This window comes from Arthrobacter sp. MA-N2, from assembly GCF_000517125.1.
GTDB classification, from domain to species: Bacteria; Actinomycetota; Actinomycetes; order Actinomycetales; family Micrococcaceae; genus Arthrobacter; species Arthrobacter methylotrophus.
Map to the genome: position 1 here is coordinate 310,482 of NZ_KI912155.1, position 18,012 is coordinate 328,493.

Annotated in this window: 9 protein-coding genes; 2 read left to right on the plus strand and 7 right to left on the minus strand. The window is 63.8% G+C overall.

The window, feature by feature from the left end; all coding sequences use genetic code 11:
* Positions 1 to 15: 15 nt before the first annotated feature.
* Positions 16 to 3,012 (minus strand): UPF0182 family membrane protein, encoded by a 2,997-nt coding sequence (locus A3M3_RS0101770; protein ID WP_028264886.1) that lies wholly within the window; start codon positions 3,010 to 3,012, stop codon positions 16 to 18.
* Between the two features lie 132 nt (positions 3,013 to 3,144).
* A complete protein-coding gene (locus A3M3_RS0101775; protein ID WP_442853087.1) occupies positions 3,145 to 4,332 on the minus strand; it encodes a YlbL family protein in 1,188 nt (395 codons plus the stop codon).
* A 214-nt stretch (positions 4,333 to 4,546) separates the two neighbouring features.
* Here A3M3_RS0101775 and A3M3_RS0101780 point away from each other — a divergent pair, with 214 nt between their 5' ends.
* Positions 4,547 to 5,992 carry a zinc-dependent metalloprotease gene (locus A3M3_RS0101780; RefSeq protein WP_028264888.1) on the plus strand — a complete coding sequence of 482 codons (1,446 nt, stop codon included), beginning with the start codon at positions 4,547 to 4,549 and terminating at the stop codon, positions 5,990 to 5,992.
* A 40-nt stretch (positions 5,993 to 6,032) separates the two neighbouring features.
* Here A3M3_RS0101780 and A3M3_RS0101785 read toward each other — a convergent pair whose 3' ends face one another.
* The 3 genes from A3M3_RS0101785 to nudC are packed head-to-tail and all read right to left on the minus strand — an operon-like array spanning position 6,033 to position 9,750.
* Entirely contained in the window at positions 6,033 to 6,635 is a 603-nt protein-coding gene (locus tag A3M3_RS0101785) for a M48 metallopeptidase family protein (RefSeq protein WP_028264889.1), read from the minus strand.
* On the minus strand, positions 6,635 to 8,767 hold the full coding sequence (locus A3M3_RS0101790) for an ATP-dependent DNA helicase UvrD2 (RefSeq protein WP_028264890.1): 2,133 nt from the start codon (positions 8,765 to 8,767) through the stop codon (positions 6,635 to 6,637). The genes A3M3_RS0101785 and A3M3_RS0101790 overlap by 1 nt, the downstream gene beginning before the upstream one ends.
* Positions 8,764 to 9,750: an NAD(+) diphosphatase gene (nudC, locus tag A3M3_RS0101795; RefSeq protein WP_028264891.1), complete on the minus strand. Its 987-nt coding sequence runs from the start codon at positions 9,748 to 9,750 to the stop codon at positions 8,764 to 8,766. The genes A3M3_RS0101790 and nudC overlap by 4 nt, the downstream gene beginning before the upstream one ends.
* Before the next feature lie 144 nt (positions 9,751 to 9,894).
* On the opposite strand from nudC, the gene A3M3_RS0101800 reads away from it, so the two are divergent.
* A complete protein-coding gene (locus A3M3_RS0101800) occupies positions 9,895 to 11,133 on the plus strand; it encodes a macrolide 2'-phosphotransferase (RefSeq protein ID WP_051422881.1) in 1,239 nt (412 codons plus the stop codon).
* 39 nt (positions 11,134 to 11,172) lie between these two features.
* Here A3M3_RS0101800 and A3M3_RS0101805 read toward each other — a convergent pair whose 3' ends face one another.
* On the minus strand, positions 11,173 to 14,709 hold the full coding sequence (locus A3M3_RS0101805) for an ATP-dependent helicase (RefSeq protein WP_028264893.1): 3,537 nt from the start codon (positions 14,707 to 14,709) through the stop codon (positions 11,173 to 11,175).
* Positions 14,706 to 17,957 (minus strand): ATP-dependent helicase, encoded by a 3,252-nt coding sequence (locus A3M3_RS0101810; RefSeq protein WP_028264894.1) that lies wholly within the window; start codon positions 17,955 to 17,957, stop codon positions 14,706 to 14,708. The genes A3M3_RS0101805 and A3M3_RS0101810 overlap by 4 nt, the downstream gene beginning before the upstream one ends.
* Positions 17,958 to 18,012: the final 55 nt, after the last annotated feature.

Genomic DNA, 18,012 nt, shown 5'->3' on the forward strand with positions numbered 1-18,012 from the left:
CAGCCGGAGAACCGCCTACTTGCTCGGCGTCGGCGTCGGCGTCGGCAACGGGCTCGCCGAAGGGGTGGCAGTTGATGACGGTGCAGGAGTCGCACCAAGCCGGGACTCGGCGTCGAGCGCTTTCTGCAGTGCCGCGGAAAGGAGGCTCTGCTGGACGCCGTATCCGGCGAAGTCGCCCTTGGCCAGCGCAGCCTGACCGTCCTGGATGGCCTTGTTGGCCTGATCCAGCGCAGCCTTCAACTGTGCCTGGGCATCCGCCGCAGCGGGTGGAGTGGTGGTCCCCGGCGGGGTGGGGGTCTGGCCGTTATTGGCCGAGTCCCCTGCCGAGGCCCCGGAATCGCCGCCGAACAAAACCTTCAGCGCGGCATCCAGAGTGGAGGCGAAACCTACCTTGTCGCCGAAGGCTACGAGCACCCGCTGAAGGGTTGGATAGGACGTTTCACCCGTTGACTTCACGTACACCGGCTGCACATACAACAGGCCGCCACCCACAGGAAGCGTCAGGAGATTGCCATTGAGCACATCCGAGGCGCCCTGTCTGAGCAGGTTAAGTTGCTGCGACACATCAGGATCAGAGTTGAACTTGTTCTGGGCCTGGCCTGGCCCCGGAACCTGGGTATCCGTTGGCAACTGGAGTAATCGCAACTGGCCATACGAGTCCGCCTTCACCCCCTTCTGGCTGCCGGCGTCGGAATCAGCGGCAAGGAACCCGTACAGGATGTTCCGAGCGTTGCCGTTGACCACCTGCGGGATGAAGGACGACGTCAGCTGGAAGGCCGGCTTGGTCTGGCCAGGCATCTGCAGGGACAGGTAGTAGGGAGGCTGCCGGACGGGATCCGAGACGGTGGGGTCGTTCGGGACGCTCCATGCGTCGTTGTTTTGGTAGAAGCTGTCCGCATTGGTCACGTGGTACCGCCCAAGCAACTCTTGCTGAACCTTGAAGAGATCCTCCGGATACCGCACGTGGCTCATCAGCTGTCCGGACATCTCCGAAATCGGTTTGATAGTGCTCGGGAAAACCTTCTGCCACGACTTCAGAATGGGGTCCTGGTCATCCCAGGCGTACAGCGTCACTGAGCCGTCATAGGCGTCAACAGTAGCTTTGACCGAGTTCTTGATGTAGTTGACGGTGTTGTTCGGTAAGAGCGCAGTGCGTCCGGAGGTCGTCTGCGAGTCGGCCGTAGCGGTTTGCAGTTGCTGCTGCTGGGAGTACGGGAAGTATTGGCTGGTGGTGTAACCATCCACAATCCACTTCACCCGCCCGTCGACCACAGCGGGATAAGCGCTGCCATCTACCGTCAGGTACGGCGCGACCTTTTCGACTCGCTCGCGCGGGGTCCGGTCATAGAGGATCTGCGACTTCTCATTGACGCCGTCCGAGAGCAGCAGATCCGAGGACTGGAACTTGATGGAGTACAGGAGGCGGTTGAACCAGTTACCCACGTTGGGGCCACCGTTGCCGGTGAACGTGTACTGGGTTTCAGTGGTGCTGTCCGTCGCGGCCGGACGGTCCTGCTCGCGGTGCGGAGCGCCGTCCGGGGCGCCGACTATCGAGTAGTCCGGAGAATCTTCACCGAAGTAGATGCGGGGTTGATAGCTCGCATCGTTACCGAGAGTGCCCATGGACGGGATACCTGACAACAGGAAGTCCGGCTTGCCATCAACTGTGACCGTGTTGCCCTTGGCAGCCACCACGCCGTAACCGTGAGTGTAGACGATATGCCGGTTTACCCAAGTCTGCTGGCTGGCGTTCAACCCGTCCTGATTCAACTCGCGGACCGCAATTACGGTGTCCTGGGTCTTGCCGTCCACGGTGTAGCGGTCAACGTTCAAGGACTTCGGGAACTGGTAGTACGGCCGGTACTGCTCCAGCTGGGAGAACGCCGAAGAAACGAGGTTCGGGTCCAGCAGCCGGATATTGGCGGTCGTCTGCGCATCCTTGGCTAGCGCGCCGGTCTTGGCATCCGTAGTGGCGTTGTAAGGGGATACCTGGATCTTGTCCAAACCATAAGCGGCCCGGGTCATGGTTATATTGCGGTCAATGTACTTGTTCTCCAGTGTCTGCTCCGAAGGACGGACCTGGAACTGCTGGATGACCCAAGGGTAGACCCCGCCGGCGAGTATGGAGGTGATGATCAGCATGGCCGTGCCGATCACAGGCAAGCGCCAACGGCCAATCACGGCGGCCACAATGAAGAGGATCGCCACCAAGCCCGCGGCAACCGCGAGGATGGTCTTCGTGGGAATCACCGCATTGACGTCAGTGTAGAGGGCACCTGCCCAATGCCCCCCGTTGTTTTGGACGGTGCCGTAGACGTCGAGCCAGAAGTTGGCTCCAAGCAGCAACAGGAAAATCGCACCGGTCACGGCCAAGTGGATCTGGGCCGCGCGGCTGGTGAAGATGCCCCGCTCCATGAGCCGGATACTTCCGTAGAGGTAGTGGGTCAGGATTCCGGCGATCCCGGCAATCACCACAACACTCATGAGGAAGCCCGTGGCAAAGCCAAGGAACGGCAAGGTCATGAGATAGAAGCTGATGTCCAGGCCAAATTGAGGATCGGTCTGGCCGAACGGCACTTGGTTGAAGAACAGAAGCACCGTTTGCCACTGGCTCGCGGCAGCGCTCCCGGCGAACAGCCCGAACAGCACGGGGATGCCGATCATGACCACGCGGCGTACGGGTTCGAGTTGGGCCTGGTAACGGTTCAGATTGTCCCTGACCTCGGCATCCGGAGCATAGACCGGCCGGGCGTGATAGGCGACTCGGATCGCGTAGAAAACCGGCACGGCCATCAGGACGAAGCCCGCCAGGAAGATCAGGATCCGGGAGAGGTTTTCTTTGAAATAGACCTCGAAGAAGCCCAGCTGCTGGTACCAGAGGACGTCTGTCCACACGTTGGCGAAGAAGATGAACCCCACCACCGCGACGGCCACGATGATCAAGGTCGGAGTGAGGGCACCTCGTCTCCGCGTCGGTCTTCCGGGCGGGCTGGTGCTGGCTGGACGGGACAAACTTGGTACCTCATCGCTGGTCGTCAGTTAACGGTCATCAGTGCGTGTGTTCGTCGGCTCCATGCCGTGCACTAATGGCGGAGACCGGCATTAGTGCCACGAGTGGCGGTGGAGCTAAGTTCCATCATCAGTCTAGTTGTTGGAGCAGGTCGGGAGGCGGGACATGTCCTGGCCCGAGGCGAGTCGTTCAACAGCTGACTTTGCATCCGCCAGGGTCTCCACTTTGACAACCTGCAGCCCGTCCGGAATGTGTCCCACAACCTCATCGCAATTAGCGGCCGGCGCGAGGAAAAGCGTGGCTCCGCCGTTGCGGGCTCCTCGCATTTTCTGGGCGATTCCGCCAATGGGTCCCACGGTTCCGTCGGGGGAAATCGTGCCAGTACCCGCCACATGCTTGCCACCCGTGAGGTCGCCGGGCGTGATGCTGTCAATGATGCCGAGCGCGAACATCATGCCGGCGCTCGGCCCACCCACCTGGTCCAAGGAAATCTTGACGTCGAACGGGAACGTGAACTTGTACTGCAACAGAACCCCCAGGATGTATTTTCCACTTGAGCTCTTGCCCGGGGTGATGTTCACCGTCACCGGTTTGCCGTTCCGATCGACGACGACCGCTGCGGGCGCGCCTGCGCCGTCGGAGAGCGCCGTCTGGACCACGCTGAGCGACGTGATCGCTTTGCCGTTGATCGAGGTGAACACATCTCCTGTTTGGAGTTTGCCTGCCGAGGCCGAGCCGTCGGACAACCCTGCGACTTCAAGCTTCTGACCGAAGGGAATGTTCTCTTCCTGGAGGGCGGAGGCAACGGCGTTCTCCTGCGAGGTGGTCATGGCAAGCGCGCTTTCCTGTTCGGATTGCTGCTTGGTGACGCCTTTGGGATAAAGCAGTTCTTCGGGGTACACGGCCTTGGAGCCATCAAGCCAGGCTTGAAACGCCTCGAAAATGCTCACGGGTCCGTTGGGTCCGCCGTTGATGTAGACCGTGGTCAGGTCCAGACTTCCTTTCGCGGGATACGTCGCATGCCCCGTGATGCTGATGACCGGCTTGTTGTGGTCCACACCCAGGGTGTTGAACGTCGGGCCCGGCGACTCCACGACGTAAGGAGCGGGGAGAACGGCAGCGGCGATACCCAACACAACCGTCAGGGCACCGGAAACCAACATCGCGTAGTACCGACCGTCCCGGCGCTTCGCCGGACCCGGCGTGTGGGGCTGCTCTTCCGCCAAGGAAGGGTCCTGCGGGATTGGCGCGGACGGCGAGTTGGAGGGATCGAGAGGCTGTCCGGGATCCCCGGCAGCTCCGGAGCTCGGCAAACTAGTCAATGAAGGACCTCTCCGCGCCGGGAACACCGTGCCCAACGCTACCGTTTCGGCCCCTCGAGTGGAGGCCAGTAAACATACCAACGATCCACCCTACTTGCTGCACCTGCCAGTCATGCTTTGCCTAGAGCGAACGACGCGTCCCTAAGGCAGACAGCCCCCGGTCGTCGCGGTACCTTGAAAGTGATCACCAGTCACACCGACGATCGGCGGCACCATGACCTCCAACCCCAACACGCCCTCCAATGGAGACGAAACACCCCAGGACCCCTTGGCTGAAATGCTGAAGAAACTCATGGGCGGGCAAGGCATGGGCGACATCGACCCCGCAGAGTTGGCGAAGGCCGCGGGGCTGCCGAGCGATCCCAATATGCTGCAGCAAATGTTCGCCCAAGTGCAGGCCATGATGAGCTCCACTTCCGAGGGCCCCGTCAATTGGCAACTCGCGCACGAAAATGCCCGCCGCGTTGCCGCCGCCGGCACGGATCCGTCGGTAAATGCGCTGCAGACCCGCGAAGTCGACGAGGCACTCCGGCTCGCGGAACTTTGGTTGGACCCTGTCACCGATCTTCAGGCAACGGGCTTGATCGGCCGTGCGTGGTCCCGCGCTGAGTGGGTGGAAGCCACCCTCGCTACCTGGAAAAGGCTCACAGAGCCCGTGGCCAACAGCATCGCCAATGCGCTCTCCGACGCGCTGACCCAGCAGATGCCGGAAGAAATGAAGACCATGATGGGTGGCACCTCATCCATGCTGCAGAACATGGGCGGAGCCATCTTCGGCATGCAACTGGGCCAGGCCATCGGCGCGCTGTCGGCCGAAGTGGTCAGCTCCACCGACATCGGAGTTCCACTTGCTGATCTCGAGATGGCCCTCTTGCCGGCCAACGTGGCCAAATTCGGCGAAGGCCTGAGTGTCCCCGAAACCGACGTCCGCTTGTTCCTCGCCGTGCGGGAAGCCGCGCATGCCCGGCTGTTCGTGCAGGTTCCCTGGCTCCGCGGCCACCTCCTCGGAGCGATCGAAGCTTACGCCCGGGGAATCCATATTGACATGTCGCGCGTCGAGGAGCTCGCCCGCGAATTGGACCCCGGCAACCCCGAGGGCATTCAAGAAGCCCTCTCCCAAGGAGTGTTCACGCCCGAACGCACTCCTGAACAGGCAGCGGCACTGGAGAAACTCGAAACGGCCTTGGCGCTTGTTGAGGGCTGGGTGGACGAACTCACGGCCGCTGCGACCGAGAACGTGCTGCCATCCGCCGTCGCACTCCGCGAAACGGTGCGTCGGCGTCGCGCCACGGGAGGACCCGCCGAGCATGCGTTCTCTTCGCTGGTGGGACTGGAACTGCGCCCACGGCGACTCCGCGAAGCCGCCACACTGTGGGCTGTGCTGAAGGACGAACGTGGAATCGCTGGCCGCGATGCCATCTGGCAGCACCCGGATTTGCTCCCCACGGCCCATGACCTCGACGATCCGAAGGGCTTCACCGAACGACGTCGCCTCGCTGAAGCTAGCGATACCGAGGTGGACGATGCCCTGCAGAAGCTCCTGGAGGGGGGCTACGACACTCCGAAGGATGAGGGGAACACAGAGGGCACTCCGGAGGCTCCGAAGCCCGAAGACGGAAACTCCCCTGACAACACGGAGCCAGGCGAGCCCAAGGCCTAACCGCCCGAGGCTTCGAAGCGCTGTCCCTCATCAGGGTCGGCTAATCGGCGTCGGCGTCTTGTTCATCCGGCCCAAGACCGCGCGACGTCGCAAAGGCAACGCCCTCCAGGAACGCCTTGGCCCGCTGCGTTTCGGGATACGCCTCCAGCAACCTCCAAAACGCGTGGTTGTGTCCGGCTACCAGAAGATGTGCGAGTTCGTGAAGCAACACGTAGTCGATCACCCACTGCGGCATGGCCCGGAGCTTGTCGGAAAGCCGGATGGTCCCGTCCGCCGGCGTTGCCGAACCCCAACGCGACTTCTGGTTGCTAACCCAGCGGACCGACGCCGGCCTGGCACGTCCGCCCAGATACCGTGCCGACAGTTCCGCGGCGTGCCCGGCCAGTGCGGCATCGCTGGCAGGACGCCTCCGTCCAGCGCCTTGGCTCTGTCTCTCCCCCTGGCGTTTGAGTTTGTCCAGCATCCGGCGGACCCATTCGCTCTCTTGCGCCTTCGTAAAGTGGGCAGGGATCGCAACCACCGCTTTCCCGTCCTCCCAGAAAGCGGCCACCGTGCGACGGCGGCGGGCTGAGCGGCGAACGACAACCGGCGCGCCGTCGTCGGTAGTCAGCGGCAATGCGGACTGGTCAGCGCCGCGCGCCATCAGGCCGACCCGTTCTCGACCAGGACCGCCAACACGGCTTCACCGTACTTTTCCAGCTTCGAAGGCCCCACGCCCGCAAGCTTCGCCAGTTCCTCGAGCGAAGCGGGCCTGGCTTCGGCGATGGCAGTCAAGGTCGCGTCCGTGAACACCACGTAGGCGGGGACATCGTTGCTCAAGGCCTCTTCCTTGCGCCATTGCCGCAAGGCCTCAAAAGTCTGTTCTTCGTACGTGGGCGGGCACTGGCTACAGCGACCCACTTTGCGTTCGACGCCGGTGGCGAGCATGGTGCCGCAGACCCTGCACGACGCCGGTGCTGCCGCCTTGCGCCGTGGCGTGGCGCGGCTGCGCGCGCTGGCTCCGAGCACCGAATCAGGACGGAGTCCGTCGAGGAAGCGCGAAGGCTTGCGGTTGGCACGGCCGCCGGGCGTGCGGGCCGTGGACCAGGACAGGTTCAGGTGCTCGCGCGCCCGCGTGATCCCGACGTAGAGCAGTCGGCGTTCCTCGTCCACGCTCTCGGGAGTGTCGGCAAAGGAAATGGGCATAAGGCCCTCGCTCAAGCCGACCAGGAACACGGCATCCCATTCCAGGCCCTTCGCGGCGTGCAATGATGCGAGGGTGACGCCTTGAACCGTCGGTGCGTGTTGGGCCACGGAACGTTCCTGGAGTTCGTTGACGAACTCCATCAAGGTGAATTCCGGCCCACGGCTAATGGCGAGCTCGTCTGCGAGCGCAACCAGGGCTGCCAGCGATTCCCAGCGTTCGCGCAAGGCGCCGCCGCTGTGCGGGGCGGCATCGGTGTACCCGAGCGAAGCCACAATGTCCCGCACCAGTTGGCCGAGCGGCTCCATGGCAGAGTCCTCGGCCACGGCACGCGTCGCGGCACGCAGCTGCAGAATGGCATCCCGGACTTCCTTGCGGGCGAAGAATCGCTCACCGCCTCGCAGCTGGTAACCGATTCCCGCCGATGCGAGTGCTTGTTCGTAGGCTTCCGATTGTCCGTTGGTGCGGAAAAGCACGGCAATCTCGCTCGCCTTGGTGCCGGCGTCGATCAATTCCCGGATCCGGCCTGCGACGACCGCTGCCTCGGCTTCGTCGTCGGGACATTCCATGAACCGCGGCTCCGGACCTGCGGGACGCTGGGCCACCAGTTGCAAAGGCTTTGCCCACGCTGCGTCGGCCACCGTTCCACCGCTGCGGCGGGATCCCAGAAGTTCGTTCGCCAACTTCACCACTTGGGGCGTGGAACGGTAGTCACGAACCAGTTTCACGACCGTCGCCGCGGGGTACCGGCCCTTGAAGCCAAGAAGATGCTGGGGCGAGGCGCCGGTAAAGGAGTAAATGGTCTGGCTGGAGTCGCCCACGACGCAGAGTTCGTCGCGACCACCAAGCCACAGTTCCAGGAGCCGCTGCTGCAGCGGGGAAACGTCCTGGTACTCGTCCACGACGAAGTGCCGGTACTGCTCGCGGACCGTTGCCGCCACCTTGGGATCTTCCTGGAGAATGCCGACGGTGATCAACAGCACGTCCTCGAAGTCGATCACGTTGCGGTCGGTTTTCACGTCCTCGTAGGACTGGAAGACCCTTGCGACGGCGGTGAGGTCGAAACCACCCGGGGTGCCCCGGCCGTGGGCGTTCTCCAAATAATTGGCGGGGGTCAACATGGAAACCTTGGCCCACTCGATTTCGGCCGCAAGCTCACGGATGGAAGCCCGATCCGTACTCAGCCGGAGACGACGGGCAGCTTCGGCGATCATGTTCGCCTTGTGGTCCAGCAAGTTCGGCAGGACCCCACCGATGGCCTGCGGCCAGAAGAACTGCAATTGCCTGAGCGCAGCAGCGTGAAAAGTACGGGCTTGGACGTTTCCGACGCCGAGATCCCGGAGCCGGCTGCGCATTTCGGCTGCGGCACGGGAGGTGAAGGTAACAGCCAAGAGACGCTGGGGGCTGTACACGCCGGAGTGGACGCCGTAGGCGATGCGGTGGGTAATGGCCCGCGTTTTTCCCGTACCCGCTCCAGCGAGGACACACATGGGTCCTTTGAGGTTGCTGGCGACTTCCCTCTGCTCGGCATCAAGCCCGCCGAGTATCCGGTCCTCGAGTGAAACGGTGTCGCTGAAAATACCGTCTGTCACGGCTGGAGATCCTCGATGACGCCGCCGTACCAGTGCTCGATCAGGGAACGCGCAATCGAAAGCCTCGTGGAGATCGTGATCTCGCCGGCGAGCACGGCTGCTTGGAGTTCCTCGCGACTGAACCAGCGCGCCCGGGTGACCTCGACGCCGTCGGGCCGGGCTTCGGCGTCGTCCGTGGTGGCAGTGAACCCGAGCATGAGGGAGGCCGGAAACGGCCACGACTGGGAGCCCAGGTACTGGCAAGCGGTGACCCGCACACCAACCTCTTCACCGATTTCCCGCACGACGGCCTGTTCGAGCGATTCTCCCGGCTCAACGAAGCCGGCCAACGTGGAATAATTCTTGGCGTCAACGGGCCCGCCTCCGCCGAGCAATAACCTGCCGTCCGAGCCAACCACCGTGACGATGATGGCCGGGTCTGTCCGCGGATAGTGTTCGGAATTGTCCCGCGGACACCGGCGCACCCAACCGCCGGCCTCAATTCCGGTCGGAGTCCCGCACTGCGGACAGTGGGTGTGGGTGGCATGCCAATTGGAAATAGCGCTGGCTTCGACAAACAAGGCAGTGTCGATGGCACCAAGGCGCGCAGCGATGTCCCGGAATCCTGTCCAGGTACCGTCGGCCGGAAGCCCCGCCGTTCCAGGAGCGATCGGCTCCCCGGGCACAAAAAGGACGATGGGTGTTTGCGCGGGAACCGATGAGGGAGCCAGCGTCCGGCCGAGATAGACGGCGGTAAGCGGTCCACCGGCTGCCTGAAGGGTTTCAAAAAGCGGCTCGGCGTCACCAAGCCACAGGGTGTCACCGACCACCAAGGCTTGGCGCTGCGACAACACCATGGCCTTGGCCTTGCCTGAGGAGATCACGTGGTCAAGCATGCCTGGCTTCATGCGTTCGGCCGATCCCCGGTCAATCATGGCGGCGCGCACCGGAAGAACGGTGTCTATCAGGTGATTTGCCGGTGCCCGGAACTCGGTGAAACTCATGTACCTACCGTACTGACTCCCACCGACAAATAACATTTGGATCTATCGACGCTGCACACTGCTTGCCTGCTGATTTCTTGCGGATCTCAAGACTCGCCGCACTGCATCGCTCCCACAGGCGTCAGTCAATCTACCGTGGAACACGTGAGAAGAACACCGTTCGAACTGGCCGCCATAGCAACTGCGGCGGTGCCCGGCCTGACGCCGACGGCTGCCGCTTCCGCCCCGGATGATGCTGCCGATTTCGATTCGGCGCTTCTGCTGGACTCGGAAGGCAAACGTTGGCGCGTTCGTTCACCACGCCATCCGGAAGCCAGCGCCCGGCTGGAGACCGAATTCATGATCCTGCGTGCCTTCGCCCCGGCCATCCGGGCCGAGCTGCCCTTCCTGATGCCGACTGTGGCCGGGACAGTGCGCCAAGGCGCATTGAGCACCTTTGTTTACGCCCACTTGGGCGGGTCCACCCGCAGCATCGAAGAGCTGTCCACGTGCAATGACACCTTGGCCAAGGAGATCGCGACCGCACTGGCGGCCATCCATGACCTCCCCCAGTCCATTGTCAACAACGCCGATCTTCCCAGCTACACGGCGAACGAATTCCGCCAGCGCAAGCTGAACGAGCTGGACCAGGCCGCCACCACGGGCAAGATTCCGCCTGCCCTGCTGCGCCGTTGGGAGCACGCACTTGAGGACGTGGCGCTGTGGCGCTTCAACCCGTGCGTGGTTCATGGCGATCTCCATGAGGATAATTTGTTGATCGACGGCGACAGTGTCACGGCCGTGACGGGATGGACCGAGCTCCGCATCGGCGATCCTGCCGATGACTTCGCCTGGCTCGTGGCCTCGAACGAACAAACATTTGTGGAGTCCGTGCTGCGGCACTATACGAAAGCCCGGCGGGACACCCCTGATGGTCACCTGTTGCGCCGTTCAGCCCTTCTCGCCGAATTCGCCTTGGCACAGTATCTCGTCAAGGCCTTGGCGGCAGGCCACAGTGAAATGACGGCCGAGGCTGAGGCCATGCTCACGTCCCTCGCCGACGATATCGAGGAACAGAACGCCTTGGCAGCCGAGGAAGCCGCGGCTCCAGGCGAGGACCCCGTGAAGCCCGCGGTAAGTGCGGCAGCCATTGCGGAGACCATTCAGCCAGCCGGTCCGACGACGAAAGCCGCAACCCCATCGGTTACGGTGGTACCCGTACCGGACATCACTGCACCGGCAGTTACGGTACAACCGTTGCCGGAAGCGGCCCCTGTGCTTCCAGTAGGACCAGTGAGCGGTGCCGAATCGACGCCGGAGGCGCCATCCGAGACCGAAGACACGTCGACGACGGCCCTCCAGGTAGTGGAACCCGCTCCCCTGCAGGACGCCAAGGACGTCTAGCTACTTTCGGCGCCCCCGGTTTTTTCGGCCCCCCAGGCGTTAGCCGCCGCCCAGCGCGGAGGCGATGATGTTCTCCAGTTCTTCGGCCGTGCCCAGATCGTGGGGCCTCACCACAGCGTCTTCGGCAACGTAGTAGAACGCTGCGCTGACCTTTTCCAAGGGCACTCCCTTGAGGCGCGCCCATGCCAAGCGGTAGATGGCAAGTTGCACGGCGCGGGTGGCGAGCTGCTTTCCAGCCGGACGGCTACCCGTCTTCCAATCCACCAGTTCCCAGGTGCCGTCAGTGCCGAGGAAGACGGCATCGATCCTGCCACGCACCACGACGTCCCCGATGCGTGTCTCCACGGGAACTTCAACGAATGCCGGGGCCCGGTGTGCCCATTCCGAGTTGGTGAACGTCGCCACCATGTCTTCGAGTCCGTAGGCTTCGTCGATGTGGGAATCGGAACCGGGTGCTTCGTCGAGGTCCAGCATGCCGCTGGTTCCGAAGTATTCTTCCACCCATGAATGGAAAGCGGTTCCTTTGCGTGCGGAGATGCCGGGTTGCCGCGGCACCGGGCGCCGGAGCTGCGCGAGGACCGCCCCGGGATCATCTCCGAGATCGACGAACATGGACGCCGAAATGTGCCCCGGCAAATGGACGTCCTGGACCGGTTTACGTCGCGATTGCCGTTCCAACAACAACTCTGCCTCGGCAGCCCAGCCGGCTGCCGCGCCACGGAGGGATATTTGCGGGTCATCGGTGACCAGTGGCACATCCTCCCGAAGCGCCTCGATGGCGTCCCTGACCCGGGTTGCCGCGGCCTCCATAGCGGCCCGGCGCCCCGGTACCAGCCGGAGCCGTTCCCCGGTGCGCGGATCGCTGGGGCCTTCGAGCGGATCATAGGGGAAGAGCGCCACTTCCGTGCCGACCGTCAAGGGGCTCTCCGTGGGCAGGGCGTCTTCGCTGAGCGACTGGGGGTGAATTGAGGCGATCGACGCTCCACCGGCGTCGTCAGCTGCTTGATCGGCCAGGCATGCCAGCTCGGCAAGGAACGGCGATGTCTCCGCAATGCCTGCCCGGGAACCGTTCCAGGCGGCACTCGATGCCCACAGGACGTACTTCGCACGCGTGTACGCAACATACGCAAGCCTCCGCTCCTCAGCCTCGCCATGATGCTGGACCTCCGATTTGAAGTCCTTCTCAGCGTCCAGCCAACCTTTCTGGTCTGATTGGTCCAGGTCCCATTGAGGAAGGTCTGCCCGGTCGCCACGGAGGGGCCATGGCAGGGCGGCGGTACCGCTGCTCCATCGGGAGTCCCGGTTGCTCGGGAAAGCTCCGGCATTGAGCCCGGGCACAAACACAACATCCCATTCCAAGCCCTTGGAAGCGTGGACCGTCAGCAATTGCACGGCCTCGTGATTCACCTCTGCGTCTGCCATATCCAGGCCGCCCTCTTCGGCGGCGGCGGCCTCAAGCCACGCAAGGAAAGCCAGGAGGTCCACGCGCTGCGAGGTTCGTAGGAAGCTCGCAGCGGCGTCGTGGAATGCGTCCAGGTTCCGACGAGCCTGGTGGATGCTCGTGCCTGGTTTCGCTGCGACCTCGATGTCCAGCAACATGGCCCGTTCCACTTCGCCAAGCAGGGTGGAGAGATCATCTCCCATGAATCCGCGGAGGTTCCGAAGTTCAGCTGACAGCCGGCCGAGACGTTCCAAAGCCAATGGGCTGAGGGAGCGTCCGTGGCCTGAGGTCCATCCCGGGCGCGGAAGGAAGTCCAATGCCTCCACAAGGCTGGCTGCGTCCGTAATGTCGCTCTCCATGGCCTTCTCCGCGGGGCTTTCGTCCGCACTTGCCGAAGCGTCTGCCCCTCCGTCTCCCGAGCCGCTTTGCGAGCGCCGTCTGGCCAGGAATTGGGACCAGTCCCGGAATGCCATGAGATCTGCCGTCCCTATCCTCCACCGGGCTCCTGCCAGAAGACGCATCAATGCGTCGGAGCGGCCCGGATCGGCCAGGACCCGGAGCGCCGCCACCAGATCCACTATTTCCGGAGTGTCGAGCAGCCCGCCGAGACCCACAATCTCGTACGGGATCCCCTGGACCTCGAATTCACGCCGCAAGCACTCCATCTGTGCGCGGCGGCGGCAGAGGACGGCCATAGTAGGCGAAACGGGCGCACCATCGGCCTCGCTTTCAAAGACTGTGCGGCGGTAACGGCGGACGTCCCGGGCGATCGCTGCCGCCTCGTCTTCGTCCGTGGCAAAGCGTCCGAGAACTACGTTGCCGTTCACAGCTGCTGGGCTCGGCTCGAGAGGCGGTACTGCCACGGAGCCTTCCAAGGTTCTTGTACCCGGGGCTCCTCCATTCGAAGCCGCTCGCTCAGAGACCGCGCCGTTGAGCGGCGCCGAAATGACGTTGGCCGCAGCCAGGATGTTGCGTCCGTTCCGCCATGCGGTGGTCAAGTATGAAGTGGGTGCGGTGGCAAGGGCTGCCGTTCCCAAGCTGTCATGTACCCGGACGGGGAATTCCTGGACGAAATGGAAGAGTTGGCCAGCAGAAGCCCCCCTGAACCCATAGATGGATTGATTGGGGTCCCCCACCGCCGTCACGGCGTGCCCTCCCCCGAATAGGCGGGAGAAAAGGACCAGTTGGGCGTGCGAGGTGTCCTGGAATTCATCCAGCAACACCACCTTGTAGCGGGCCCGCTCGGTGGAAGCGGCCAATGGTATGTCCCGGGCAATTTTCGCAGCGAGCGCTACGAGGTCGCCGAAGTCCAGGACCCCGCGGTTCCTCTTGGCCTCTTGGTAACGCCCCACCATGTCCGCAACGCTGGCCCGCGTGCGCAACATGGCGTCGAGATCGCGGGCAGCTTGGCTTGGATTCTTTTTGGCGCCGGACACATAGGGCAATTGGGCGAATTCAGACACCCGGTCCATCAACCAGCGCTGAACTTCGGCCGGCTCTCGCAAATGCTCGGCGCACTCGCCGGCCAACTGCATCACGGCGCTGACCAGCGTGGACTTGGCAGCGGTGAAGTGCTCGTAGTCGCCGTCGTAGGCCTCGACTATTTCACTCGCAAGTTGCCAGGCCTGGGCACCACCGAGCAGAACCACATCGCGTTCGATCCCCAAACGCAGGCCGTAGTCGGCCACGATCCCGCTGGCATAGGAGTGGTACGTGGACACTTTGGGCTCAAGTTCGTCGGAGCCTGCAACTCCCTCGGGGAAACCGTGCTGTCCTTTGTCCTCGGCGGCGATGCGCTGAAGCGTGGCCAATTTGGCGCGGATCCGGCTTGCCAACTCCCCCGCAGCCTTGCGGGTGAAGGTGACGCCGAGGACTTCTTCGGGGCGCACCCACCCGTTGGCCACAAGCCACACCACGCGGTCCGCCATGGTTGCGGTTTTCCCGGATCCCGCGCCCGCGATGACCAGCCGCGGGGTCAAAGGCGACGCAATGATGGCGGACTGCTCTTCCGTGGGGCGGTTCCGTTCGCCCAGGACCTCCGCCAATTCGCCAGGCGAGAACCGAGGTTCAGGCAATACCGCGGCATCCCCGACGGTATCTCCAGTCCCGATTCCGGCGAGTGTTTGGACGGTCATTCGGTAACCTGCTTTCCCCGGGCGCACAACGGGCAGATATCGGGTAGACGGCAGCCGTGGCCTCCGTGGCTGCCTTTCGAAGGATCATGGCGCGCCTCGAAGCTGGCTCCGGCCATGAGCACGGCGGCCTCGCTGACAAGGTCCTGCGCCCAGTTGTCGCCGGGGTCCAGGGGCTCTTGCGCTTGGACGGCCGGCGTCTTGGTCTTCGTGCCAAGCTGTGCCAGGACCGCGCCCCCCGGAACCGGCAGGCCCTGGAATGCCCCGTGCAGCACCGCCGCCTGGTACGCACCTAACTGCGGGTGCTTCGCCAATTCAGCTTTGCTGGGCTGGCGCTTGCCCGTCTTAAGGTCGACAATCACCAGCCGGCCCTCCTGGTCTATTTCCAAGCGGTCCACTTGTCCCCGAAGCACGGCATCCCGGGTAGCGTCAGGATCGCCAACAACGTCGCCAAGGTGTACCGCGGGAAGGGGGACCTCGAAGTCCTGTTCCACCCCGGTAAGGCTTCGGCCTTCGCTCCGCATGACAAGTACGTATTGGGCAAGCTTCCGGACCATCTGCTCCGCACGTTGGAAGTCCAGCCTGCCCTCCCAGTTGTCCTTCATGCCAAGAGTCGGCCAGCGTCGCACGAGCTCGGCGACATACTCGCCACCAGATGCATCCGGCAGCTCCTGGGCAATCGCGTGGACCAAAGTTCCAAGGCTACGGGCAAAGTCGGTAGCGGCTTCGCCACCCGCCGCCTGGACAAACCAATCCAACGGCGATTTGTGGACGGTCTCAACTTTCGAGGGGGAAACGAACACAGTACCGCCCTTCGGGACTACCGGCTCCTCGCTGCTCAGTGGTGCCAATCCCCACCAGGAATCCGGATGTGCTCCCGGTACTGGAGGTTCCGCAGTGGCCAGACGGGCCAGAACCCGGGCAGCTTCGACCGCCTCTCCTGCAGCGCCTGGCCGGGCCAGTCCCGCGTCGTCGGGCTGGACACGCTGCCTCAGCTCGGCTACCAGGGCCCGCAGGGTCATGGGCCGGTCTACCGGCGTGAACTCACGACGGTATTGTCCCGGATCGAGGGGCGCGACGTAATCGAGGAAGGCCGATTGCTGCTCATCCTCGGAAGAAACTGCCGTGCAGATAAGGACTTCCCGAGCCCGCGAAACGGCTGTGGAGAAGCTGCGCAATTCGTCGTAGCGGATATCCCGCAGCCGGCTGAGGGGTCCCCGCTGCAAGGCGTATTCAACACCATGCTCCACGGCATCGGCGAACAATGTACTTCCGAGGAGTTCGCCACGGAGCCTCGTGTTGGGCCAGACGCCTTCCTGCAAGCCCGCGACGATGACGACGGGCCATTCCCGCCCCGCCGCGCTTGCCGGCGTCATCAGCTCGACGGCTTCCTCCACTTGGGCCCTCGCCGCAAGGGTGTCCATCGGTAGTTCCTGGCTGAGCAAATACTCCAGGAACTGTTCGGGGCCGGAACCCGGAAGTTGGTCCACATAGCGCTCGGCGGTGTGGAACAAAGCCATCATGGCGTCAAGGTCGCGATCCGCGCGGGCGCCCGCAGCGCCGCCGTCGAGCGCCATTTCCGTCCACCGCGAGGCGAGCCCGGTGGCCTGCCACAACGCCCACAACACCGTCTCCGCGTTGGCACCAGGGTCGGTGGCAGCCAGGCGTCCTGCCGCGATCATGCGGGCCAAGCGCCGTGCCGAGCTACCCTCGATACCCAAAGAACCGAGGGCGCCAGGCTCCAGCAAAGCCTCGACGAGCAACGAATCGCTGGACCGTCCACCGCCGCCCAGTAATTCCTCCCTGCGCAGGGATTGCCGCAGGCGGCGCAACTCGATGGCGGTAGCTCCCCCAATCCTCGACGTGAGAAGCGAGACCGCGGATTCGGGTGTCAGTTTCGTTGCGTCCAGCACCACGCCGTACACCTCGAGCAGGGGACGGACTGCCACTTCGTCGCGGACGGCGGAATCCGCAACCGGGACGCGGACGGGAATTCCCTGGCCTCCCAGGTAGCGCTGCAATTGCGCCAGTTGCCCCCCGTTGCGCACAATCACTGCGATGTCACCGAACTCGTGGTTCTCACGCAGCTGTGCTTCAAGAATGCGCTGTGCCACGTAACGCAGTTCGTGCACTGCGGAGGGAAGGACGTGCGCTTCCACCCGGCCAGTAGCCTGCGTACTTCCGGCACGCGCCTCCACCAACGCAGGCAGGGGATCCAGACGCCGCGCCAATTGGCCACCCGCCCGTTGCGAAATTCGCGCCGCCAGGCCGGTCCAGGCCCTCGCGAGCTCCGGGAGATGCCGGTGGGTGTGCCAGAGCGGAAGCTCACGCACACTGTTCTCAAGCCCGCCCAGGAGCCGTGGCAGTTCGGCAACAAGGTCCGGGCGGGCACCGCGGAACCCCTGGACCACGGTGTCCGGAGAAGACGCCACGAGAACGTCCTTGCCCTCGGCAATGTCCGCGAGAAGTTCAAAAACCGCAGGATTCGCCTCCTGGATGTCATCCACCAGGATCAATTGCAGCCGCTCGCGCTCCGCCGCCAGGAACCCGGGGGAATCCTGGAAGATCTGGCGCGCCGCCGTGATGATTCCTGCCGGATCGAAAGCTTCCGGCATGCGCAGATCCAAGACATCGCGGTATTCCGTGTACAGCTCCGCCGCGGCGATCCAGTCCGGTCGGCCGCATTCGTAAGCAAGCGCCGTGAGGTCTTCCGCCGTGCGGCCGGATTCGATGATGCGGTCAAAGAGCTGCCGGATCTCCTGCCGGAAACCCCGAGTGGGCAACGCCGCCGCCAAGTCCTGGGGCCAAGGAAGCTCAAAGCCCGGCTTGGCGTGCCCCTCCAGCAGCTCCTTGATGATGAGGTCCTGTTCCGGTCCCGAGAGCAACTTGGGTGGCCGCTGCAGCGGCAGCACTCCCTCGGCTTTGGCGCGCCGGATCAGATCGAAGGCGTATGACGCCCAGGTGCGTGCCGGCGTCGTACTCAAGCTGCGGTCCAGCCGCCCCGTAAAAGTGTCCCGTAACGCCGACGCCGCATGCCGCCCCGGCGCCAGGATCAGGATCCGTTCCGGATCCACGCCATCGCGCTGAACCCGCTGGACAGCAGTTTCCACCAGCACAGTCGACTTCCCGGTGCCCGGCGCTCCCGGGACCAATACCGGCCCGGATCCGTGCGGAAGCCCGACGACGGCAGCTTGGTCGGCAGAGAACACGGGAGCTGCATAGTGGACCTCACGCGGCGGAAGCAAGCGCAACCTTGCCGGCGTTTGCCGTGTTGGCTTCTGCTGGGTTGGCTTAGGCTGCGGTGTT